19 protein-coding genes are annotated in these 21,041 nt (G+C 73.3%); 10 read left to right on the top strand and 9 right to left on the bottom strand.

Features of this window, described 5'->3' with window-relative positions; genetic code table 11:
• Window positions 1-232: 232 nt before the first annotated feature.
• From KG111_RS11950 to KG111_RS11965, 4 genes are all read right to left on the bottom strand, one after another.
• A complete protein-coding gene (locus tag KG111_RS11950) occupies window positions 233-2,338 on the bottom strand; it encodes an FG-GAP repeat domain-containing protein (protein WP_205292910.1) in 2,106 nt (701 codons plus the stop codon).
• Window positions 2,339-2,469: 131 nt separating this feature from the next.
• Window positions 2,470-3,165, bottom strand: a complete 696-nt coding sequence (locus KG111_RS11955; RefSeq protein WP_205292909.1) for a histidine phosphatase family protein — start codon at window positions 3,163-3,165, stop codon at window positions 2,470-2,472.
• Entirely contained in the window at window positions 3,162-3,998 is an 837-nt protein-coding gene (locus KG111_RS11960) for an SDR family NAD(P)-dependent oxidoreductase (protein WP_205292908.1), read from the bottom strand. Before KG111_RS11960 ends, KG111_RS11955 begins: the two co-directional genes overlap by 4 nt.
• Window positions 3,995-4,915, bottom strand: coding sequence for a TetR-type transcription factor C-terminal domain-containing protein (locus KG111_RS11965; RefSeq protein WP_205292907.1), 921 nt, complete (start codon window positions 4,913-4,915; stop codon window positions 3,995-3,997). Before KG111_RS11965 ends, KG111_RS11960 begins: the two co-directional genes overlap by 4 nt.
• Before the next feature lie 77 nt (window positions 4,916-4,992).
• Between KG111_RS11965 and KG111_RS11970 the strand changes: the two genes are divergently transcribed.
• The 5 genes from KG111_RS11970 to egtB all read left to right on the top strand — a co-directional run bounded on the left by KG111_RS11970 (window position 4,993) and on the right by egtB (window position 9,599).
• Entirely contained in the window at window positions 4,993-6,006 is a 1,014-nt protein-coding gene (locus KG111_RS11970) for a phosphotransferase family protein (protein WP_205292906.1), read from the top strand.
• 77 nt (window positions 6,007-6,083) lie between these two features.
• Window positions 6,084-7,289: an acyl-CoA dehydrogenase family protein gene (locus tag KG111_RS11975; protein ID WP_205292924.1), complete on the top strand. Its 1,206-nt coding sequence runs from the start codon at window positions 6,084-6,086 to the stop codon at window positions 7,287-7,289.
• Between the two features lie 159 nt (window positions 7,290-7,448).
• Window positions 7,449-7,781 (top strand): SemiSWEET family sugar transporter, encoded by a 333-nt coding sequence (locus KG111_RS11980; RefSeq protein WP_205292905.1) that lies wholly within the window; start codon window positions 7,449-7,451, stop codon window positions 7,779-7,781.
• The gene (locus KG111_RS11985; protein ID WP_205292904.1) at window positions 7,778-8,077 is read left to right on the top strand and encodes a PQ-loop repeat-containing protein; all 300 of its coding nucleotides are present in this window, start codon (window positions 7,778-7,780) and stop codon (window positions 8,075-8,077) included. The genes KG111_RS11980 and KG111_RS11985 overlap by 4 nt, the downstream gene beginning before the upstream one ends.
• 244 nt (window positions 8,078-8,321) lie before the next feature.
• Entirely contained in the window at window positions 8,322-9,599 is a 1,278-nt protein-coding gene (gene egtB / locus KG111_RS11990) for an ergothioneine biosynthesis protein EgtB (RefSeq protein WP_249666106.1), read from the top strand.
• On the opposite strand, the gene KG111_RS11995 is transcribed toward egtB, so the two are convergent.
• Window positions 9,509-10,933: a cryptochrome/photolyase family protein gene (locus KG111_RS11995; RefSeq protein ID WP_205292902.1), complete on the bottom strand. Its 1,425-nt coding sequence runs from the start codon at window positions 10,931-10,933 to the stop codon at window positions 9,509-9,511. The two genes, egtB and KG111_RS11995, sit on opposite strands and share 91 nt — an antisense overlap.
• Window positions 10,934-11,182: 249 nt before the next feature.
• Here KG111_RS11995 and KG111_RS12000 point away from each other — a divergent pair, with 249 nt between their 5' ends.
• The 3 genes from KG111_RS12000 to KG111_RS12010 all read left to right on the top strand — a co-directional run bounded on the left by KG111_RS12000 (window position 11,183) and on the right by KG111_RS12010 (window position 13,374).
• Entirely contained in the window at window positions 11,183-12,022 is an 840-nt protein-coding gene (locus KG111_RS12000; RefSeq protein ID WP_205292901.1) for a sigma-70 family RNA polymerase sigma factor, read from the top strand.
• A 189-nt stretch (window positions 12,023-12,211) separates the two neighbouring features.
• Window positions 12,212-12,523, top strand: a complete 312-nt coding sequence (locus KG111_RS12005; RefSeq protein WP_205292900.1) for a hypothetical protein — start codon at window positions 12,212-12,214, stop codon at window positions 12,521-12,523.
• A 2-nt stretch (window positions 12,524-12,525) separates the two neighbouring features.
• A complete protein-coding gene (locus KG111_RS12010) occupies window positions 12,526-13,374 on the top strand; it encodes a DUF72 domain-containing protein (protein WP_205292899.1) in 849 nt (282 codons plus the stop codon).
• Between the two features lie 9 nt (window positions 13,375-13,383).
• On the opposite strand, the gene KG111_RS12015 is transcribed toward KG111_RS12010, so the two are convergent.
• Together KG111_RS12015 and KG111_RS12020 are read right to left on the bottom strand one after the other, a co-directional pair.
• Complete coding sequence (locus KG111_RS12015; RefSeq protein ID WP_205292898.1) at window positions 13,384-14,163, bottom strand: response regulator; 780 nt, start codon at window positions 14,161-14,163, stop codon at window positions 13,384-13,386.
• On the bottom strand, window positions 14,160-16,268 hold the full coding sequence (locus KG111_RS12020) for a PAS domain S-box protein (RefSeq protein WP_249666107.1): 2,109 nt from the start codon (window positions 16,266-16,268) through the stop codon (window positions 14,160-14,162). Before KG111_RS12020 ends, KG111_RS12015 begins: the two co-directional genes overlap by 4 nt.
• A 264-nt stretch (window positions 16,269-16,532) precedes the next feature.
• Between KG111_RS12020 and KG111_RS12025 the strand changes: the two genes are divergently transcribed.
• On the top strand, window positions 16,533-19,934 hold the full coding sequence (locus KG111_RS12025) for a SpoIIE family protein phosphatase (protein WP_205292897.1): 3,402 nt from the start codon (window positions 16,533-16,535) through the stop codon (window positions 19,932-19,934).
• Between the two features lie 30 nt (window positions 19,935-19,964).
• Here KG111_RS12025 and KG111_RS12030 read toward each other — a convergent pair whose 3' ends face one another.
• Window positions 19,965-20,273, bottom strand: a complete 309-nt coding sequence (locus tag KG111_RS12030; protein ID WP_205292896.1) for an STAS domain-containing protein — start codon at window positions 20,271-20,273, stop codon at window positions 19,965-19,967.
• A gap of 153 nt (window positions 20,274-20,426) precedes the next feature.
• Here KG111_RS12030 and KG111_RS12035 point away from each other — a divergent pair, with 153 nt between their 5' ends.
• Window positions 20,427-20,630, top strand: coding sequence for a hypothetical protein (locus tag KG111_RS12035; RefSeq protein ID WP_205292895.1), 204 nt, complete (start codon window positions 20,427-20,429; stop codon window positions 20,628-20,630).
• A 64-nt stretch (window positions 20,631-20,694) separates the two neighbouring features.
• Here KG111_RS12035 and KG111_RS12040 read toward each other — a convergent pair whose 3' ends face one another.
• Window positions 20,695-21,012, bottom strand: coding sequence for a Dabb family protein (locus KG111_RS12040; RefSeq protein WP_205292894.1), 318 nt, complete (start codon window positions 21,010-21,012; stop codon window positions 20,695-20,697).
• Between the last annotated feature and the right edge of the window lie 29 nt (window positions 21,013-21,041).

Consider the following 21,041-nt stretch of genomic DNA (forward strand, 5'->3'; position numbering starts at 1 on the left):
GACTCCCGGACCGCGCGGACCTATCGGTGGACCGTCGCCGGCTGGCCGGTCGCGGGCGCCACCCGCGCCCGCTACCAGATTCGCCGCGCCGACCGCGGCAAGGTGCTGCGGGTCGTGGTCACGGCGCACCGCCCCGGCTACGCGCCGAAGGTCCTGTACCTGCGCGCGGGCCGGGTCCGCTGAGCAGACCCGGCCGGCGGTGGCGTCGACGACGCTCAGGTGGGGGTGCGCCTCACCTGCGCCGTACGACGCGGACGCTGCTGGTCAGCGCCGTACCGGACGCGTCGGCGGCCACGACGACCCGCCACCGGCTCTTGCCGCGCGGCACCCGCGTCGTGAACGAGAACCTCCCGGCGGTGCTGGTCCGGGTCGTCTTCACGGTGCGCCAGGTGCAGACGCGCTCGCCGCGCTTGCGGACACAGCTGGAGCGCTGCAGCCGCACCTTGCGTCCCACGGCGGGCAGGACGGAGCCGGAGACCTTCACCCGCTTCTTGCTCGTCGGCTTCCGCGGGACCGACAGGTTCGTCAGCACGCTGCGTGCGGCCACCCGCACGTCGTACGACGCCGCGCCGGCCTGCATGAGGGGGTCGTTCTTCCGGCCGGCGTAGTGGAACCGGTAGGTGCCGGCCTGCGCGACCCGCTCCCGCCAACGGCCGACGAACGTCCCCTTCCGGGTGCGGGCGAGCGCCAAGATGCCGCGGAGGACGGGCTTGCCGGTCCGGGCGGGGGTGAACGTCACGCGCAGAGCCGGACGCTCGGCCGGCACCTGCGTGTCCAGGCCGGTCAGGGTCGCGGTCAGGTCCGTCTGCTGGCCGGCACGCACGGTGCCGGCACCGGAGACCCGCAGCGTGCTGGGCACGACCACGGACTCCAGCGGGGCACCGCTGCGCCAGATGGCGACCGCGTTGCGGTCGAAGCTGGAGAACACGAGCTCGGCGGCGTCGTCGCCGTCGAGGTCGGCCACCACGGCCCCGCCGGACTGGCCGAAGCGCTCACCGGGAGCGGTCAGCGTGTGCAGGCGGGTGGAGCCGTCCTCGCGCTGCTCGATCCAGAAGAGGCGGTGGTCGCCGTCGCCGGACACGGCGAGGTCGATGTCGCCGTCGCCGTCCACGTCGCCGTAGCCGAACACACCGGGGGCGGCCTGGCCGGGCACGGCCCGCGACGTGATGTCGTCGCCGGGGAAGATCATGTTGCGGTCGTTCTTGAACTCCGCGGGGCAGCTCGGGTCCGGGTTGGCCGGGGTGGACAGCCGGGTGATGCCCCACGGCTCGGTGATGGCCTCACCGGGGGTCAGCTCGAAGACACCCTCGGCCGGCTGGGGCGTGGAGAACGTGCAGCGGCCGGTGTGGTTGGTGCCGACCCAGACGGTCCGGCCGTCACCGCGGAAGTCGGGGACCGGGCGGATCTGGAAGCCCGGGCCGGTCTGCGCCAGCGTGGCGATCACATGCATCGTGAAGTCGCCGGCGGCGATGCCGTCGGACAGGTCCCCGGTCTGCCGCCACCACAGGAAGGACGCGCGGGTGGGGTTGTCGGCCATCGAGCCGGTGCCGAAGTACTGCGACGAGGCGATGTCGAGGCGACCGTCGCCGTCCACGTCGGCGACCACCGGGATGCTGCCGCCCTCGGTGCCGATCGTGACGGGGGCGGCGAACTTCCCGCCCGCGAGCCCGCGGAACACCTGCAGCGCGACGATGTCGTCGTCGAGGTTCGCCGCCACGCGGCCGGCCTCCGAGGTGGTGACGAGGTCCTTGCGTCCGTCCCCGTCCAGGTCCACGTGCTGCACGCCGTGGTAGCTGCCGAGCTGTCCCGTGATCACGTCGTGGCGCACGAACGGACGGGCCACGTCGTCGGCCCCGACGCCCCGGTTCTCCCACCAGGTGATCGCGCTGCGGGGCTGGTCCCTGTCGAAGAAGTAGCCGGAGGGCAGCAGCAGGTCGGTGTCGCCGTCGCCGTCCATGTCGGTGAGCGTGACCTGGTTCGGGAAGACGATGCCGTCGCCGGGGGTGATCACGGAGACCTTCGTCCACTGACCGATGTAGGCGCCCGGACGGTAGACCTGCAGGGTGCCGCCGCCCTGTGGGGCGCCGGAGCTGTTCAGCGCCCCGTACCCGGACACGACCAGGTTCTTCTCCCCGGCGAACACCTCCCCGACGACGGTGAAGGACGCACCCGGGACCGTGTCCACGTCGACCCGGCTGAAGACGGTCGCTTCGGGGGCGTCCGCCGGCGCGTCGCCACGCGCCACGGGCGCCTGGAGCGCGGGCGCGACGGAGGCGGCCACCAGGCCGGCGACGCCGCCCACGAGAAGTCGCCGGACGCGAACGGGGAGACGAGCCATGGGGACCTCTTCACTGCCATGCCCGAGAACGGATATACGATATCCGGCAGCATTGGGGGTGGCCGGCGCAGCGGCAAGACGCTGCTCACTCCCCGGACACACTCCCCGGACACCCCCGGGCCCCTCGGGCGTCAGCGGTACGTCAGCAGCCGCCGGTCGTGCTCCACGTGGGAGTGGTCGTTGTAGGTCAGCAGGCTCAGCCCGCGACCACCGTGCAGCAGCTTGGTGACGCCGGTGTTGACCGCGACCCGGTTCAGGGCGCCCCACAGCGTGGCGTCCCCGGCCAGCGCCAGGGAGGCGACCACGCCGATCGGTCCGCCCGAGCTGACCACCAGCACCGTGCCGTGCTCGGGCTGCGCCCCGGCGGCGGCGTGCAGCGCCACCCGGACCCGCTCCACGAAGGCGGCGAAGGGCTCGTCGTACTCCTCGGCGAAGGCGCCGCCGGACCAGCGCTGGGTGGCCTCCTCGAAGACCCGCTGGTAGCCGGCGCGGGCGTCGCCGGCGGCGGCCAGCTCGGCGAGCAGGGCGGTGCGGCTGGTGAAGTCCGGGCGCGCCGCCCGGACGACGTGGTCGAAGTCGAACTCGTTCCAGCCGCGGTCCTCACACACCGCGACGGCGCCGGAGCGACCGAGCCCTTCAAGGAGGCCGTCGGCGGTCTCGGCGTGGCGGCGCATGTCACCGCGCACCACCAGGTCGGGTGCCACACCGCGCTCGGCGAGAACGCGCCCCAGCAGCCGCGCCTGCTCGTGGCCGGTCACCGAGAGCGCGTCGTAGTCGTCGGCCTCGAACGAGGCCTGGCCGTGCCGGACCAGGTAGAGCCGCCTCATCCCTCGTCCTTCCCGGACGCGTCCTGGCCGACCTCGAGCTGCGCGATCCGCGCCGCGAACCGGCGCTGCTCGGCGTCGTAGGCGGCCCGGTCCTCGTGCTTGGACCGCACCGCCGCCTCCGCGGCCGGGTCGGGCAGCACCACCAGGTCGCCGGCGGCCATGCCCGCGAGCAGTGCGTCGGCGACCTGGTCGGCGGTGTACGGCGAGGAGTCGATCAGCCGCGCCGCGACCGCGTCCATCGCGGTGTCCGAGCCGGTCAGCGACCCCGACAACGGGGTGCGGATGAAGCCCGGGCACAACGCGGTCACCTGCACGCCGAAGGGGTGCAGCTCGTAGGCCAGCGACTCGCTGAGCGCCACCACGCCCGCCTTCACCGCGGTGTACGACGCCATGCCGGGCGGGTGCACCAGGCCGGCAAGGGACGCGGTGTTGACGATGTGGCCGCTGCCTTGGGCCTTCAGGTCGCCGGCGAAGGTGCGGCAGCCGCGGACCACGCCGAGCAGGTTGACGTCGATGACGCGCTGCCACTCCTCGAGGCCCACGACGTCGATCCGGCCGCCGGTGGCCACCCCGGCGTTGTTGACGAGCACGTCCAGCCCGCCCCAGCGCTCGTGGACCCACGCGCGCGCCGCCGCCCAGTCGGCGTCGCTGGTCACGTCCAGCGGCAGCGGGTGCAGCCGTCCTGGCGCCTCGCCGCTGGGATCGCCCTGGCCCTCCAGCGCCGCCAGCGCGTGCGGCAGGTCGGCGACGACCACGTCGTCCCCGCGCGCGGCGAACCGCGCCACCATCGCCGCTCCGAGCCCGGAGGCCCCTCCGGTCACCAGCACCCTCATCGCGCTTCCTCTCCTCGATCCGCTGCACCTGCCGGCTCCCCCGGCTCCCCCGACTCCCCCGGCGCGCCCGCCACGCCCTCCGCACCGGACAACATCCCCACCGCGTACCGGGCGTAGCGGTGCGCGACCTGCTCGGCCGTGACCGGGCCGGCGACGGAGAACCAGGACGGCAGCGAGGTGCACATGGTCGCCACGGCGCGACACGCCGTCCGCACCTCGCTCTGCGACACCTCCGGGAAGGCACGGGCCGCCTGCTCGTCCAGCGCGTGCTGCACGTCGTCGCGCAGCGCCGTGACCCGGGCGAGGTCGGCTCCGGTCAGGCCGCGCATCTCGCTGGCCCCGAGGAACGCCAGGTCCGCACGGTGGGCGTGGAACAGCGCCAGCGCCTCCACCATCAGCGCGAACCGCTCCTTCTCGCTGCCACCCTCGGCGCGGGCAGCCTCCAGGCGCCAGGTCAGCTCGGACATGGTCAGGTCCATCAGCGCCCGCAGGATCTGCTGCTTGCTGGCGTAGTGGTGGTAGATCGCGGCGACGCTCACGCCCATCTCGGCGGCGATCTCGCGCATGGTCGCGGCGTGGAAGCCGCGTGCGACGAAGATCCGCAGCGCGGCGTCGAGGACGGCGTCGAGACGCAGTGGGGCGAAGGTGCGCCAGCCGCCGTCGCCGGCGGCGCTCTCCCCGCGCGCCGGATCCGGCGAGGCACCGGACAGCAGCCGGCCGACCGGCACCTCGAGCGCGTGGGCGATCAGGTGCAGCCGTTGGACCGTCAGCGGGGTCTTGCCGGTCTCGATGGCGCTCAGGGTGGCGGGGCTGACCCCGACCTCGCCGGCGAGGGCGCGGAGGCTCGTGCCCTGGGCGGTGCGATGCGCGCGGACGGCCGCCGCGACCTGCCCGCTCGCCACCTCGTGTTCAGCCACGCTGAACATCTTAGAGGGTCTCGACGGAGTGAACGCGACCGTGCGATCATTCACGAACTGTTCAGACAGGAGCTGTCATGGTGCACGACCTACTCCCGCTCGACCGCCTGGGCACCGCGCTCGCCGAGCGGCTCGGCGACGACGCCTGGCGCGACGTGGACGCCGAGCTGATCAGCGGCGGCAAGTCCAACCTCACCTTCGTGCTCTCCAGCAGCGCCGGCGAGCTCATCCTGCGCCGCCCGCCCACCGGCGAGCTGCTGCCCAGCGCGCACGACATGGGCCGGGAGGCCCGGGTGCAGCAGGCGCTCGGCCCCACCGCCGTGCCGACCGCGCGGATCGTGTTCCACGACCCCGGCGACCTCATCGGGATCCAGTGCTACGTGATGGAGAAGGTCCCCGGGCACGTGATCCGCGAGGCGCTGCCCGCCGGCTACGCGAGCACCGAGGCCGAGCGGCGCACCATGGCGCGCACCTTCGTGCGCACCCTCGCCGACCTGCACGCCCTCGACCCCGAGGCCGTCGGCCTGGGCGACTACGGCCGGCCCACCGGCTACCTCGAGCGGCAGGTGCGGCGCTGGGGCGGGCAGTGGGAGGCCAGCCGCACCCACGACGTGCCCGAGCTCGACGAGCTGAGGCGCCGCCTCGCCGCGAACATCCCGCCGCAGCAGCGCTCCACGATCGTGCACGGCGACTTCCGCATCGACAACGTCGTGTACGACGCCGAGGACGCCGGGCGCGTCAACGCCGTCCTCGACTGGGAGCTGTCCACCCTCGGCGACCCGCTGACCGACCTGGGCCTGCTGACGCTGTTCTGGCGCGAGGCCGGCGAGGAGCAGTTCAGCCTGATCCCCGGCATCACCCACCTGCCGGGCTTCCTGACCCGCGAGGAGGTCCTGGCGACGTACGCGGAGGCCTCGGGCACCGACCTGGCGGACATGGCCTACTACCAGGCCTTCGCGCACTTCAAGTTCGCCGTCATCGCCCAGGGCGTCTCCGCGCGGTCGGCCGCCGGGGCGATGGGCGGCCAGGACTTCGGCAACCTCGACGCCGAGATCCTCGCCCTTGCCCGCGACGGCCTCGAGCTGATCTGAGCGCCGGCCCGCCCGGCACGCCACCCGCGACACCAGCCCACCGACACCAGCCCACGGTTCGACGAACGGAAACGATGATGGACTTCGAGTTCTCCCCCGCCGCCCGCGACTACTCGGAGCGGATGTGGGACTTCATGCGCGCCGAGGTGTTCCCCGCCGAGGCGGAGTGGACGGCCTACCTCGCCGAGCACGGCGACCACGCGCACCCGCCGGTGATGGAGCGGCTCAAGGAGTCCGCGCGCGAGCGCGGGCTGTGGAACCTCTTCCTGCCCAAGCTGTCCGGGCTGAGCAACCTGGAGTACGCCGCCATCGCGGAGATCTCCGGCTGGTCGCCGGTGATCGCCCCCGAGGCGATCAACTGCCAGGCCCCCGACACCGGCAACATGGAGACCCTCGAGCTGTTCGCCACCCCCGAGCAGCGCGAGCGCTGGCTGGAGCCGCTGCTGGCCGGTGAGATCCGTTCGGCGTTCGCGATGACCGAGCCCGACGTGGCCAGCTCGGACGCCACCAACATCCAGACCCGCATCGTTCGCGACGGCGACGACTACGTCATCAACGGACGCAAGTGGTGGATCACCGGCGCCGCCGACGAGCGGTGCGAGGTCTTCATCGTGATGGGCAAGACCGACCCCGACGCCGAGACCTACCGCCAGCAGTCGATGATCCTGGTCCCCCGCGACACCCCCGGGCTCACCATCGAGCGCAGCCTGCCGATCTTCGGCTACCAGGACCAGCACGGCCACTGCGAGATCGTCTTCGACGACGTCCGGGTGCCGGCCACCAACCTGCTCGCCGGCGAAGGTGACGGGTTCATGATCTCCCAGGCCCGTCTCGGGCCGGGTCGCATCCACCACGCCATGCGTGCGATCGGCATGGCGGAGCGGGCGCTGGCGCTGATGGTGGAGCGCGCCAAGGAGCGCGTCGCCTTCGGCAAGCCGCTGGCCGAGCAGGGCGGGGTGCGGGACCTGATCGCGCAGTCGCGCATCGACATCGACTCCGCCCGCCTGCTCGTCTACAACGCCGCCTGGCTGATCGACAAGCACGGCGCCAAGGGGGCGCGCACCGAGATCGCCGCGATCAAGGTCGCCGCGCCGGCGATGGCGGTGGCCGTCATCGACCGTGCCATCGAGGTCTTCGGCGGAGCAGGCGTCTCCGGCGACACCCCGCTGGCCTACTTCTACGCCTGGGCCCGCGTGCTGCGCATCGTCGACGGCCCCGACGCCGTGCACCGCCGCTCGATCGCGCGCGAGGAGCTGCGCCGCGAGCGCCCCTACGTGGGCTGAGCCGTGGGCTGAGCCGTGACCTGAGCCGTGACCTGAGCCGTGACCTGAGCCGTGGCCTGAGCCGGCCCCGGGGCCGTCTCGCGGCGGGCTCGCCGAGCGCGGCACACTGTTCGGTGCGCCGGCGCTCAGCCCGCGCGGGGAGCAGGAGGGGTCACGCGCGTGATGGAGGTGGTCGGGTACGTCGGCACCGCGGGCGCCGCGACCATGTGGCTGCCCCAGGCGTACCGGGCGCTGCGGCACCGGCACGACGCCGAGACGCTCTCGGCGCTGAGCCGGGCCAGCTACACCATCGCGGTGCTCTTCAACGTGCTCCTGGTCTGCTACGGCTGGCTCGAGCACGCCCGCCCGGTCGTGCTGGCGGGCTTCGTCAACCTGCTGTGCGCGACCGTCATCCTGGCCACCATCACCGGCTCCGCGCGCCGACACCGGGCAGATCAGCCGGCAGATGAGCGGGCCGATCAGCGGGCGGGTCGCCGGGCGGGTCCCCGGTGATCGTGCTCGGCTGGCTGGTCGGCATCGTCGACGTGGCCCAGTTCCTGCCGCAGACCCGGCACGCCCTGCGCCGCTGGCACGACCCGCAGGCCCTGCGCGGTCTGTCGGTGTGGACCTGGTCGATCGCCACCGTCCAGGGTGCGGCCTGGGTGGTCTACGGCTTCGCCAACGAGCTGTGGCCGATCGCGCTGCCGAACCTGCTGATCACCCCCGCCTGCGCGCTGATCCTGCTCGCCCGGCTGCGCGCGGGACACCGGCTGCGCACCGAGGACCTGCAGCGCACCGGGCCGGGCTGAGGACACCGGGCGGGCGCCGGTTCGAGCGCCGGTTCGAGCGCCGGTTCGAGCGCGGACCGTGGAGGACGTCGGTGGGCCTGCCTAGGATCGAGGAGTCCGGCAGCGCCCCGACCGCCCGGCCTCGAGGAGGTCCGCGATGAGCGTCCGTCCCCTTCCCGCTCCCTCCCCCTCGCCAGCACCGGCCCCGGCCCCGCAACCGGCCAGGGACCGGACCGCGACGCAGCTCTCGACACGCTTCGCGGAAGTGCGTGCGCACACCGAGCGGCTCGCCGCACCGCTCTCGGGTGAGGACCAGACGGTGCAGTCCATGCCTGACGTCTCCCCCACCAAGTGGCACCGCGCCCACGTCACCTGGTTCTTCGAGACCTTCGTGCTCGCCGGCAACGAACCCGGCTTCGAGCCCTACGAGGACACGTACTGGTTCCTGTTCAACAGCTACTACGAGGGCGTCGGACCGCGCTACGCCCGCGCCGAGCGGGGCAACATCTCCCGACCCGGTGCACACGAGGTGGGGCGCTACCGCGCCAACGTGGACGAGCGGGTCCGCACCGTCCTCGAGCAGCTCGACGACGGCACGCTGGACCGGCTCGCCCCCACCATCGAGCTCGGCTTCCACCACGAGCAGCAGCACCAGGAGCTGCTGCTGATGGACATCAAGCACGTGCTCTCGCGCAACCCGCTGCGCCCGGCGTACCTGCACGCGCCGCTGCCCTCAGGCGCCGAGGCCACACCGATGTGCTGGGTGGAGGTGGAGGGCGGCGTGGTCGAGGTCGGGCACGACGGCGACGGGTTCTGCTTCGACAACGAGCTGCCCCGCCACCGCGCGTACCTGGAGCCCTACCGGCTCGCCGACCGGCTCGTCACCAACGGCGAGTGGCTGGCGTTCATGGCCGACGGCGGCTACCGGCGCCACGAGCTGTGGCTCTCCGACGGCTGGGCCCGGGTGCAGGCCGAGTGCTGGCGGGCGCCGCTGTACTGGGAGGAGGTCGACGGCACCTGGTTCGAGCACACCCTGCACGGCACCTGGCCGGTGGACCCCGACCTGCCCGCCTGTCACGTCAGCCACTTCGAGGCGGACGCGTTCGCGACCTGGGCCGGGCACCGGCTGCCGACCGAGGCGGAGTGGGAGCACGCGGCCTCGCTGCACGGCCCGGCGGCGAGGCGTCACGACCGGGCCACCGGCGCCCCCGAGGCAGGCATGACGCTGCACCCCCGCGCCGCGGCGGGCACGTCGGCGGGCACCGGAGCAGGCGCGGGCCTGCGCCAGCTGCTCACCGACTGCTGGGAGTGGACCTCCTCGGCCTATCTCGGCTACCCCGGCTTCCACCCGCCGCAGGGCGCCATCGGCGAGTACAACGGGAAGTTCATGTCCGGCCAGATGGTGCTGCGGGGCGGGTCGGCGCTGACCCCGGGCACCCACGCCCGGCTGACCTACCGCAACTTCTTCCCGCCCGGCGCCCGGTGGGCGCTGTCGGGGGTGCGGCTCGCCGACGGGCCGGCGCCGGCGCGCACCGCCTCGTAGCGGTCGAGCGCGTGCCGGCGCTCCTCGCCGTGCTCGACGATCCGCTCCGCGTATCCGTGCGCGTAGCCGTCGTCGTGGCGCCACGGCTCGTGCGCCGTCTTGCCGGGCAGGTGGCGCAGCTCGGGCACCCAGCGGCGCACGAAGTCGCCGCTCGGGTCGAACCTGGTGCCCTGCGTGAGGGGGTTGAAGATCCGGAAGTACGGCGAGGCGTCGGTGCCGGTGCCCGCGACCCACTGCCAGCCGTGGTTGTTCGAGGCCAGGTCGCCGTCGTCGAGGTGGTCGAGGAAGTGCCGCGCACCGACCTGCCAGCGCACGTGCAGGTCCTTGACGAGGAAGCTGGCGGTGACCATCCGCAGGCGGTTGTGCATCCAGCCGCTCTCCAGCAGCTGCCGCATCCCGGCGTCGACGAAGGGGAAGCCGGTGCGGCCGGTGCGCCAGGCCTCGACGTGCGGCGCGACCGCGGGGTCGTCGGCATGGGCGTACTCCATCCGGGCGAGGCCCGAAGTGAGGTCCCACCAGGCCGACTCCGGGGTGTGCCACAGCACGTCGGCGTAGAACTCGCGCCAGGCGAGCTCGGTGGCGAACGCGCGTGCGCCGGGGCCCTCATCGGGCCCCAGGTCGGCCAGCAGGGTGCGGGGGTGGATCTCCCCGTGGCGCAGCGCGGCGGAGAGCCGGCTGGTGCCGTCCAGGTCGGGGCGGTCGCGGCCGTCGGCGTAGTCGGTCAGGGCGCTGTCGCGGAACGTCGCCCAGCGCCGTACCGCCGCCTCCTCACCCACCTGTCCGTGCTCGCGGCCGCGCGACACGAGTGCGGCGTCGAGCTCCTCGCCCGTCACGCTGCGTCGCCACCTCAGCCCGGACGGTGGCGGAACCGGTGGGGGTGCACCGGCGTCGCGCCACGCGCGGGCGTACGGCGTGAACACCCGGTACGGCGTGCCCTGGCCGCTGCGCACACTCCCCGGTGCCACGGCGTACGGCGAGGAGGCGGCGCGCAGGCGCACGTCGTCGCGCTCCAGACGCTCAGCGACCGCACGGTCCCGCCGGCGGGCATACGGCGTGTGCTCGCCGGTGACGTGGACCGTGCGCGCCCCGGCCTCGGCAGCAAGCGCCGCGACGACGTCGACGGGGTCGCCGGTGCGGACCACGAGCGCACCGCCGGTGCTGTCGTCGAACGCGGCCAGCGACGCCTCGAGGCGCGCGCGCCGGGCGTCACCGGCATGGGCCAGGGCGGGGTCGCGGACGAAGAGCGGCACCACGAGGCCCTCCTCGGCCGCGCGGTGCAGCGCCGGGTGGTCGCTCAGGCGCAGGTCGCGGCGCAGCCACAGCACCGAGGTCATCGCCGACTCCGGTGCGCGCTCATCCGCATGGTGCTCACCTCCAGGTCGTACCCGCGCGGGCGGCGGCGGCAGCCCGGCGGCGAACCCTGGCGCGGCCCCTCCACCAGGGATCACGTCCCGTCAACCACTTCGAAGATATATTCCACATTGACGGTTTGGCGCGTTTCGGCCAGGGGTAATGGCCCGGGCAGACGCTTTCTCGTGGCCCAGCCCACCGCCACGTCGTGCGCGTCTTTGCCAGGAGTCGAGATGTCCGTCTTGTCACTCACCACCCCCACCACTGGCGCCAATCCTGCCCCAGCGGAGCGTGGCCACACCCGGTCACCGCAGGAGCGCAAGATCCGTACCGCCGAGCTCATCGCTGAGGCTCGGCAGGTCACCGGTGCTGAGCGCGACGCCCTGCTGGAGCAGGTCATCGTGCTGAACATCCCCGTCGCCCACTCGCTCGCGGCGCGCTACCGCAACCGCGGCCAACCGCTCGAGGAGCTCCAGCAGGTCGCCTGCCTGGCGCTGACCCGAGCCGTCCAGAACTTCGATCCCGAGCGCGGGGAGGACCTCCTGGTCTTCGCCGTGCCCTCGATCCTGGGCGAGCTGAAGCGTTACTTCCGCGACGTCGGCTGGTCGATCCGGCCGCCGCGCCGTCTGCAGGAGCTGCGCCCGCGCCTCGTCGAGGCCGAGGAGCTGTTGTCGCAGGTGCTGGGACGCCCGCCGTCGCTGGGAGAGCTCGCCGACGAGCTCTCCTGCTCCGTCGAGGAGGTGCAGGAGGCCAAGGCGTGCGCCGACCTCGGCCGTACCTCCTCCCTCGACGAGCCCGTCTCCGAGAGCGGCAGCGCGCTCGGTGACCTGCTCGCCGAGGAGGACCCCGGCTTCGGCCACGGCGAGGCCATCGCCGTGCTCGCGCCCGTGTGCCGCCGGCTCAAGCAGCGCGATCGCAAGATCCTGCGGATGCGCTTCTACGAGCAGATGACCCAGCAGGAGATCGCCGATGAGCTCGGCGTGACGCAGGTGCAGGTCTCCCGCCTGCTCAAGCGGATCCTCGAAGACCTCCGTACTGCGGTGGGAGGGATGCAGCAGACCTCCGCAGCGTGAGGCTCGCGCCCCGGATGGTGCCCGGGGCGCACGTGATCGCCGGGCCGGTACAGCCCGCCCAGCGCCGGTCGGCGCTCACGACCACGGTCCACCGCACCGGTCTCGATACGCTCGCGGACCGGAGCTGTGGACCGTTCGGTTTTCCCACCCGGTCCCGGTGCGGGCCGGCCGAGACGAGCAGGAGCGACGATGGACGTCCACCTCGCCTGGGCCTCGGTGCCCTTCCCCGACGACCTCGTCGGGCCGTGGGTGGAGGTGCGCCATCTGGCCGAGGACCTCGTGGCGGTGGAGAGCACCGCGAGCCTGTCGCGGGTCTACCACGAGCTGAAGTGGAGCCTGGCTGAGGACGCGGCGCTGATCGTGGCTCCGCTCGCCGGCCGGCCGAAGCTCAAGGGACTACGGCCCGGGACGACCACGTGGCTGCGCGACCGGCTCGCGGTGTGGCCCGGCCCCGACACCGGTTCGCACGCGACCGGGCGCGACGCGGAGGACTCCGCGTAGTCGTGGCGTCCGGGCGATTGCTCATCGGCACCTCGGGCTGGTCGTACGCGGCGTGGCGTGGCGACTTCTACCCCGATGGCCTGCGCCAGCGCGACGAGCTGCGGTTCCTCTCCGAGCGGACCACCGCCAGCGAGGTGAACGCCACCTTCTACCGTCTCCAGCGGCCCACCACGTTCCAGCGGTGGTACGACGACGCCGCACCCTCACACGTGCTCGCGATCAAGGGCAGCCGCTACGTCACCCACCTCAAGCAGCTGCGCGACCCGCTGCCCGGCCTGGCGAACTTCTTCGCCTCCGGGGTGCTGGCGTTGCGCGAGCGCCTCGACGTCGTGCTGTGGCAGCTGCCGGCACGCCTGCACTGCGACCCGGCGCTCCTGGAGGAGTTCCTGGCGGTGCTGCCACGCACCGCCGGCGAGGCGGCGGCGCTGGCCGCTCGGCACGACGACCGGCTGGCGGCGGACCGCACGTGGCTGGAGCCCGCCGATCCCGGCGCCCGGATCCGGCACGCGCTGGAGCCGCGGCACACGTCGTACGGCAGCCCGGAGGCGCTCGACGTGCTCTCCACCCACGACGTGGCGCTGGTGCACTCGGACTCCCCTGGCGCCTGGCCGGTGCTGGAGGCCGACACCGCGTCGTTCCGCTACGTGCGGCTGCACGGTCACTCGACGCTGTATGCGAGCCGTTACTCCGACCGGCTGCTCGACACATGGGCCGAACGCTGCGCGGCGTGGAGCGCGGCCGGGGTGGACGTGCACGTGTACTTCGACAACGACGCCCGCGGCCACGCCCCGCACGACGCGGTGCGGCTACTGCAGCGCCTGGGGGCCGCCCCGGAGCCGGCCAGCGACTGATCCCGCCGCTCAGTCGGCGACGGCGTCCTGCTCGCGGCGCAGCTCGGCCCACACGACCTTGCCGACCTCGCGGTGCTCCACGCCCCAGGCCGAGGACATCGCGGAGACCAGGAGCAGGCCCCTGCCGTGCTCGTCGGAGAGCTGCGGCGGACCGGGCGCGGGCATGCCCGGGCCGTAGTCGCGCACCGCGATCCGCACGCCGTGCTCGGCGGCGACGACGCTGAGCTCGTAGTGGGAGTCCGCGTGGGTGATCGCGTTGGCGGCGAGCTCGCTGACCACCAGGTAGGCCAGGTCCATCAGCTCGCCCAGCCCCCACGCCTCCAACCGGGACCGCACGAAGGCCCGGGCCTCCCCCACGCTCGCCAGGTCGCGCGGCAGCTGGACGGCAGCCTCGACCACGCCGTCGGGGTCGCCGACGCCGCCGATCACCTCGACGAGCCGCTCGACGTCGTCACCCTTGACCACGTAGCCCCGGGCGCGGTCCTCGAACCACGCGGGATCCTCGGGGTCCAGCCCGGAGAAGATGACCACGTCCGCCGCGGGTGCGGCCTCCTGCAGGTTCAGGAGCACGTCACGGCCGCCGACGTCGGGCAGCACGAGGTCGAGCACGATCACGTCCGGGGCCAGCTCGTGCGCCAGCTCCACGGCACTGTCGCCACGACCCGCCTCCCCCACGACCTCGAACCCGCCGCGCAGCCGAAGTGCGGTGCGCACCAGGAGGCGCATCTCGGGGGCGTCGTCGACGAGGAGGACCCGGATCGGCGCCTCGGCGCTTGCCGCGCGGCTCATCGGCGGCTCCCCTCGTCCTCGCTCGGTCGCGGCAGGGTCACCACGAATGCGCTGTCCTCGGCACGGTAGCGCGCGTCGCCACCCTGGGCCCGCGCCAGCGCCCGCACGAGATAGAGCCCCAGGCCGGTGCCCTCCTTGCTGCCCGTGGCGAAGAACTCGAAGAGCCTCGCCCGCATGGCCTCGGGCACGCCCCCGCCGGCGTCTCGGACGACGACGTCGACGAACCCGGGTTCAGCGCCCGGCTCGTTGGCGACCACCACGGGCGCGGCGCCGTGCTGCAACGCGTTGCGAACCAGGTTCTCCACCATCTGTGCCAGCCGGTCCGGGTCGGCCAGCACCCGCAGGCCGGGATCGAAGCGCACCTCGACCTGTCCGGGCGCGCCCAGCAGGGAGCTCTGCAGCCGGCCCGCGAGGTCGGTGGCCAGCTCGACGCTCTCGGTCTGCACGGACAGCGTGCTGCGCCCCACCCGGGAGGCGGTGAGGAGGTCGTTGAGCAGCCGCTGCAGCCGGTCGGCCCCGCTGGCCATCGCCTGGAACAGCTCACGCCGCTCGGTCTCCGGCACGGTGTCCCAGTGCTTCTGCAGCAGCGCCGCGGTGCCGCCGAGGACGCCGACCGGGGAGCGCAGCTCGTGGGCGGTCACCGCCAGGAACTGCGCCTGGTCCTCTGCCGCCTCCCGGAGCCGCTGGTTGGCGGACGCGAGGGCCGCGTTCGCCTCGGCCAGCGCGTTGGCCGAGCGCTCCTGCTCGCGCAGCATCCACATCCGCTCGGTGATGTCGCGGGTGACCTTGGCGAACCCGACCAGCGCGCCGTCGGCGTCGCGGACCGCGGTGATGGTGACGTGGGCCCAGAACGTCGAACCGTCCTTGCGGATGCGCCACCCCTCCTCCTCGTAGCTCCCGTCCCGGGTGGCCATCTCCAGCTCGTGCTCGGGGTGGCGCGAGGCCTGCTTGTCGCGCGGGTAGAAGGTCCGGAAGTGCCGGCCGACGATCTCCGACTCCGTCCAGCCCTTGATCCGCTGCGCACCGGCGTTCCAGCTGGCCACGCGCCCGTCGGGGTCCAGCATGAAGATCGCGTAGTCCCGCACCGCCTCGACCAGGAGCCGGAAGCGCTGCTCGCTGCGGCGCAGCTCCTCCTCCATCTCCCGTTGCGCGCTGACGTCCTGCACCTGCAGGAACAGGTAGAGCGGCCGGCTCGAGGCGTCGCGCACGGGCGAGAGCGTGGCGAGCAGCCGCTGGTCGTCGCGGGTCTCCAGGGCGTGCTCGACCTGGACCGCGTCGCGGGTTCCGGCGCTCACCTGCTCCAGCACCTGGCGCACCCGGTCCGCGTCCGGCCCCGCGAGGTCGGCGTACGGCATCGCGACGAGCTCGGGCAGGGAACGACCGGTGAGGCGGGCCAGCGCCGGGTTGGCCCGGACCACGCGACCGGCGAGGGTCATCGTGGCCATCCCGATCGCGGCGTCCTCGAACACCTCCCGGAACCGCTCGAGGTGCTCGCGCAGCACCGGCTCCGTGGTCGCCTCGCCCACCCAGGTTCCCGCTCCCAGCACGGGCTGCGCCAACAGCTCGGAGGCCACGGTCGGGCTGCGCCATGCCGAGCCCAACGGGTCCGCTCCGCGCGAGGCCCGCCCGCCGCGGAAGCCCGGCACCGCCGAGGGCCCGGGTGCCTCGGCCGCGTCGGCCGCGTCGGTGTCGTCGGTGTCGTCGGCAACCACCTGCGCCACCCCCGGGTCCGCCTCGAGCATCGCGAGCAGCTCCTCCGACAGGGTCTCGAGCGACGTCGACTTCTCCAGGAAGCGGGTGGCGCCGCGCTCGATGGTGCGCTCGGCGAGACCGTCCTCGACGAAGCCGCTGTACATCGCGATCCGGGTGCGGGGCGAGACCTCCCGGATCCGGGGCAGGGCCTCCAACCCGTCCATGCCGGGCATCGAGACGTCGAGCAGCATCAGGTCGGGCTGCAGCCGCTCGGCGAGCTCGACGGCCTCGAGCCCCGTGCCGCCCTCGGCGACCACCTCGATCCGCCCCGCCAACCTCAGCCGGGCGCGCACCAGCGTGCGGACCTCGACCGCGTCGTCGACGAGGACCAGGGTCGGCAGGGTGGGAGCCACGGCGGCCGTCTCGTCGGGAACGGTGGGGGTCGACTGCACGGACACCTCGCTGTCTGGGGGCCCACTTCGGGCCCACTTCGGGCCCACTTCGGGCACTGCTGGAGCGGCCGCCCGGTGATGGACCGCACCCGGCAAGGTAACCGCAGGCGGCCATCCGATGCGGGGGCCACCCCAGGGACCTAGTATTCGGCGCACCGGGGAACCGGTCGCGCGGCGGCCGCGCCCCGCGCGGGCGGTTCAGCACGGACAGGAGCGGGCCACACGATGCACGAGACTCTCAGGGCGGGCCAGTTCGGCCCCGGCCAGGTCGGCGCCGACCTGGCGCGGGTGGACTGGGCCGCGACCGAGGTCGGGCCCCCCGAGCAGTGGCCGCCGTTGCTGCGCACCACCGTGCGCACGCTGCTGGGCTCGCAGTTCCCGATGTGGATGGCCTGGGGCCCGTCGCTGACGTTCTTCTGCAACGACGCCTACCGCCGCGACACCCTGGGCACCAAGTACCCGTGGGCGCTGGGTCGGCCGGCCTCCGAGGTGTGGTCGGAGATCTGGGACGAGATCGGCCCGCGGCTCTCGGCCGTGATGGACGAGGGCGCCTCCACCTGGGACGAGAAGCTGATGCTGATCCTGATGCGCAGCGGCTACGCCGAGGAGACCTACCACACCTTCTCCTACAGCCCGCTGCTCGAGGACGACGGCAGCGTCGCGGGGATGCTGTGCGTGGTCCGGGAGGACACCGACGAGGTCATCGCCAACCGCCGGATCCGCGCCCTGCGCGACCTCGCCGGCCACCTCACCGCCCAGCTGAGCGAGCGGGAGACGGTGCAGCAGGCCGCCCAGGCACTGAGCGCCAACTCGCGTGACCTGCCGTTCCACCTGGCCTACCTCTACGACGACGACGGCACCGCGCACCTGGTGGGCAACAGCGGGCTGCCGGCCGGCCACCCCGCCGCCCCGGAGACGATTCCGGCACCGGCACCGGCACCGGCACCGGCCTCGGGTGCCGAGGTGCGCTGGGCGCCCGCCCAGGACGGCACCACGACCGTGGTGTCCCTGGACCCGCAGCGCCACGGCGAGCTGCCCGGCGGCAGCTGGCCGGTGCCGCCCGCCGAGGTGGCGGTCGTCTCGGTGACGGGCGCGCAGGGGGCGCCGTACGGCTTCCTGGTGGTGGGCCTGAACCCGTACCGCCCCTTCGACACGGGCTACCGCGACTTCCTGGAGCTGCTCGCCGGACGGCTCGGTGCCGCGATCACCGATGCTCGGGCCTACGAGATGGAGCGGCGCCGCGCCGAGAGCCTCGCCGAGCTGGACCGCGCCAAGACCGACTTCTTCACCAACGTCAGCCACGAGTTCCGCACCCCGCTGACCCTGCTCCTGGGTCCCGCCGAGGACGCGCTGGCCGACACCGCCGAGCCGCTGGGCCCGCACCAGCGCGACCGGGTCGAGGTGATCCACCGCAGCGGGCTGCGCCTGCTCAAGCTGGTCAACTCCCTGCTCGACTTCTCCCGCCTGGAGGCGGGGCGGATGGCGGAGCGGTTCGAGCCGGTCGACCTGGCCTCCTACACCCGGCAGCTGACCAGCATCTTCGACTCGGCCGCGCAGCGCCTCGGGCTGGAGCTCACCACGAACTGCGCTCCCCTGGACGAGCCCGTGTACGTCGACCCGGACCTGTGGGGCAAGGTCGTGCTCAACCTCGTCTCCAACGCGTTGAAGTTCACCCTCGAGGGAGGCATCACGGTCAGCCTCGTCACCGAGGACGGGCACGCGGTCCTCCGCGTCTCCGACACCGGCGTCGGCATCCCGCCGGAGGAGCAGACCACGCTCTTCCGGCGTTTCCGCCGGGTCCGCGGAGTGCAGGGCCGCAGCCACGAGGGCTCCGGCATCGGGCTCGCCCTGGTCGCCGAGGTCGCCACGCTGCACGGCGGTGACGTCGACGTCCTCAGCACCCCCGGCGTCGGCAGCACGTTCGTCGTCCGGGTGCCGCTCGGCGCCGCGCACCTGCCCGAGGACCTGGTGGCGCCATCCGGAGCCGGTGGCGTGGCGGACGTCGTCCTCGACGGGTTCCGCACCGAGGCCCACCGGCTCAGCACCGCCGCCCCCGGGGCTCCGCAGGCGCACGACGCGACACCGGCGGCCGCCGGCGGCGAGGACCGGGCCCGGATCCTCGTCGTCGACGACAACGCCGACATCCGGCAGTACGTCGCCGAGCTCCTCGAGCCGCACTACGACGTGGTGACCGCCGGCGACGGCCGCGCCGCCCTCGAGGCGGCCCGGACGCGACCGCCCCACCTGGTGCTGTCCGACGTGATGATGCCGGTGATGGACGGCTTCGAGCTGCTCGCCGCCCTGCGCGCGGACCCCGACACGGTCGGCATCCCGGTGGTGATGCTGTCGGCCCGCGGCGGTGACGAGGCCACCGCCCAGGGTCTGGAGGCCGGTGCGGACGACTACCTGGCCAAGCCGTTCGGCGCCCGTGAGCTGCTCGCCCGGGTGCGTGCCAACCTGGAGCTGGACCGCACCACGCGGACCCGGCGCGAGCTCGAGCGCAGCCGCCGGCTGCTGGACGACGCCGAGCGGCTCGCCCGGATGGGCAGCTGGTCGGTGGACCTGGAGACCGGCCGGGTGGAGGTCTCGGCCCAGCTGCTGCGGCTGATCGGGCTCAGCCATGCCGAGGTCGACGACCTCGGCCACCCCGACTTCCTCATCGACCTCGTCGACCCCGGCGACCGCGACTTCGTCCGCGTGGTCCTGGGCGAGGCGCGCGTCGACGACCAGATCGCCTTCGAGGTCCGGATGAGCCGGTCCGACGGCTCCGGCTTCTACGCCCACGTCAACGGCGAGGTGGTGGCCGAGGAGGACGGCGCGGTCCTGCGCTGCTCCCTGCAGGACGTGACCGAGCGACGCCGTACCGCGGAGGCCGTCGTCGCGGCCAACGCCGCCGCCGAGGCCGCGGCGCGCGAGCACGCGATCGCCGACGAGCTGCAGACCAGCCTGCTGCCCGAGCGCTCCTTCGACCTCAAGCAGCTGGAGGTCGCCACCTACTACCGGGCCGGCTCCGAGGGCACCAAGGTGGGCGGCGACTGGTACGACGTCATCGAGCTCGACGACGGCCGCACGGGCCTCGTGCTCGGCGACGTGATGGGCCACGGCGTGCAGGCCGCGGCCGTGATGGGCCAGATCCGCACCGCCGTGCGCGCCTATGCCCGCCTCGGCATGCCGCCGCTGCCGCTGATGGAGTCGCTGGACTCGCTGGTGTGGGACCTGTTCCCGGAGCAGATCGTGACCTGCGTCTACGCCGCCTTCGATCCCGAGTCGCTGACCGTGGACCTGGTCAGCGCCGGCCACCTGCCCCCGGTGCTCATCGACGCCGACGGCACGGTGCAGCGGCTGCAGCTCGAGAGGCACCCACCGTTGGGTGTGGGACGCCGGTTCGTGTCCTCCCAGCAGGTCCGGCTCGCCCCGGGTGCCGGGATCGTGCTCTACACCGACGGGCTCGTGGAGCGCCGCGGACGGGACCTCGAGGACGGCATCACGTCGCTGATGGAGCAGGCCGCCGCCCTGCGGGTGCCGCTGGCCGAGATCCCGGAGGCGCTGGTGCACGGCATGCTCGCCGACGCCCCGGAGGACGACGTCGCCATCCTGGTGGCCAGGATCCCCCGCACCGAGGGCTGAGACGCGACGAGCCGGACGGCCGTGCGGACCTCAGCGCTCGCGGTAGGGCAGGCCGCAGACGTTGAGCACCTGGTGCACGACGGTGCCCGAGGCGCAGACGAGCTCGATCTTCGCGCCGAGGGTCTCGGCGTTGCGCTGCGCGACCGCGAGCACGCCGACGCCCAGGCTGGGCAGCAGGTCCACGCCGCCGAGGTCGACGACCAGGTCTCGGCGGTACTCGTCGGAGTACTGGACGATCTTCTCCCGCAGGACGACCCCGGAGAGCTCATCGACGGAGCCCGAGACCACGAGGGTGTTGTTGTCCTCGTCGTACGCGCATGCAAGCGGCTGCAGATCCACGGACAGGATCCTACGCACCTCGCTCGGGGTACCCGGCACTCCGGGGGTGTCCCGGCCAGCCGTGGCGTGGCGCACACCGTGCGGGGGCTGCCCGGAGGTCTCGCCGACGGCCCTCGCGGGTAGTGGACGACCCGAGCAGAGAGGAGCCGGAAGATGTACGACGACAACCGGCCGTGCGCGGTCTGCGGGGCCGAGGTCGAGCTGCGGGCACGCACCGACCGCCCCACCGAGGAGCCCGGCAAGGTGGGCCCGCGGGAGGGGTACGTGGGCGACGGCGACAGCACCGTGGACCTCAGGGTGTGCACCGATCCCGAGTGCCCCACGAACCGCACCGACGACACCGCCCCCTCCCCCTGAGGCGCTTCTGCTCAGGGAAAGGGGGCGGCTCAGCCCAGGCGGCTACGGCTCGGCCGGGTGCAGCTCAGGCGGTGGCGGTGCGTACCGCGGTGTCGTCGTACTGCACGAACGCCTTGGCGGCGATCACCGGAGCGATGTGGTCCTTGATGACCGCGACGTGGGCGGGGTGGGTCTTGTAGCCCTCCCAGGCCGCCTGGTCGGTGAAGCGCATGTGGAAGCGCAGCGTCGCGTTGCCCTCGAGCAGCCCGGCGTCACGCACGACCTGGGCCTCGGCGAGGCCGTCGACCTGGCCGGGCAGCGCGAGCAGGCCGGTGACGATGGCCTCGACCTGCTCGTCGGTGGTCTCGGGCTGCAGGGTCAGGTGGGCCACGTGGTTGAACATCTCAGACGTCTCTTCTCAGGTGTCGGTCG

Origin of the sequence: Nocardioides faecalis, assembly GCF_018388425.1 — a bacterium.
GTDB classification, from domain to species: Bacteria; Actinomycetota; Actinomycetes; order Propionibacteriales; family Nocardioidaceae; genus Nocardioides; species Nocardioides faecalis.

Excerpts from the sequence above, each read along its gene's own strand:
- KG111_RS11950 (WP_205292910.1), bottom strand. The coding sequence starts at position 2,338 with ATGGCTCGTCTCCCCGTTCGCGTCCGGCGACTTCTCGTGGGCGGCGTC.
- KG111_RS11955 (WP_205292909.1), bottom strand. The coding sequence starts at position 3,165 with ATGAGGCGGCTCTACCTGGTCCGGCACGGCCAGGCCTCGTTCGAGGCC.
- KG111_RS11960 (WP_205292908.1), bottom strand. The coding sequence starts at position 3,998 with ATGAGGGTGCTGGTGACCGGAGGGGCCTCCGGGCTCGGAGCGGCGATG.
- KG111_RS11970 (WP_205292906.1), top strand. The coding sequence starts at position 4,993 with ATGGTGCACGACCTACTCCCGCTCGACCGCCTGGGCACCGCGCTCGCC.
- KG111_RS11975 (WP_205292924.1), top strand. The coding sequence starts at position 6,084 with ATGGACTTCGAGTTCTCCCCCGCCGCCCGCGACTACTCGGAGCGGATG.
- KG111_RS11995 (WP_205292902.1), bottom strand. The coding sequence starts at position 10,933 with ATGACCTCGGTGCTGTGGCTGCGCCGCGACCTGCGCCTGAGCGACCAC.
- KG111_RS12000 (WP_205292901.1), top strand. The coding sequence starts at position 11,183 with ATGTCCGTCTTGTCACTCACCACCCCCACCACTGGCGCCAATCCTGCC.
- KG111_RS12005 (WP_205292900.1), top strand. The coding sequence starts at position 12,212 with ATGGACGTCCACCTCGCCTGGGCCTCGGTGCCCTTCCCCGACGACCTC.
- KG111_RS12015 (WP_205292898.1), bottom strand. The coding sequence starts at position 14,163 with ATGAGCCGCGCGGCAAGCGCCGAGGCGCCGATCCGGGTCCTCCTCGTC.
- KG111_RS12025 (WP_205292897.1), top strand. The coding sequence starts at position 16,533 with ATGCACGAGACTCTCAGGGCGGGCCAGTTCGGCCCCGGCCAGGTCGGC.
- KG111_RS12035 (WP_205292895.1), top strand. The coding sequence starts at position 20,427 with ATGTACGACGACAACCGGCCGTGCGCGGTCTGCGGGGCCGAGGTCGAG.
- KG111_RS12040 (WP_205292894.1), bottom strand. The coding sequence starts at position 21,012 with ATGTTCAACCACGTGGCCCACCTGACCCTGCAGCCCGAGACCACCGAC.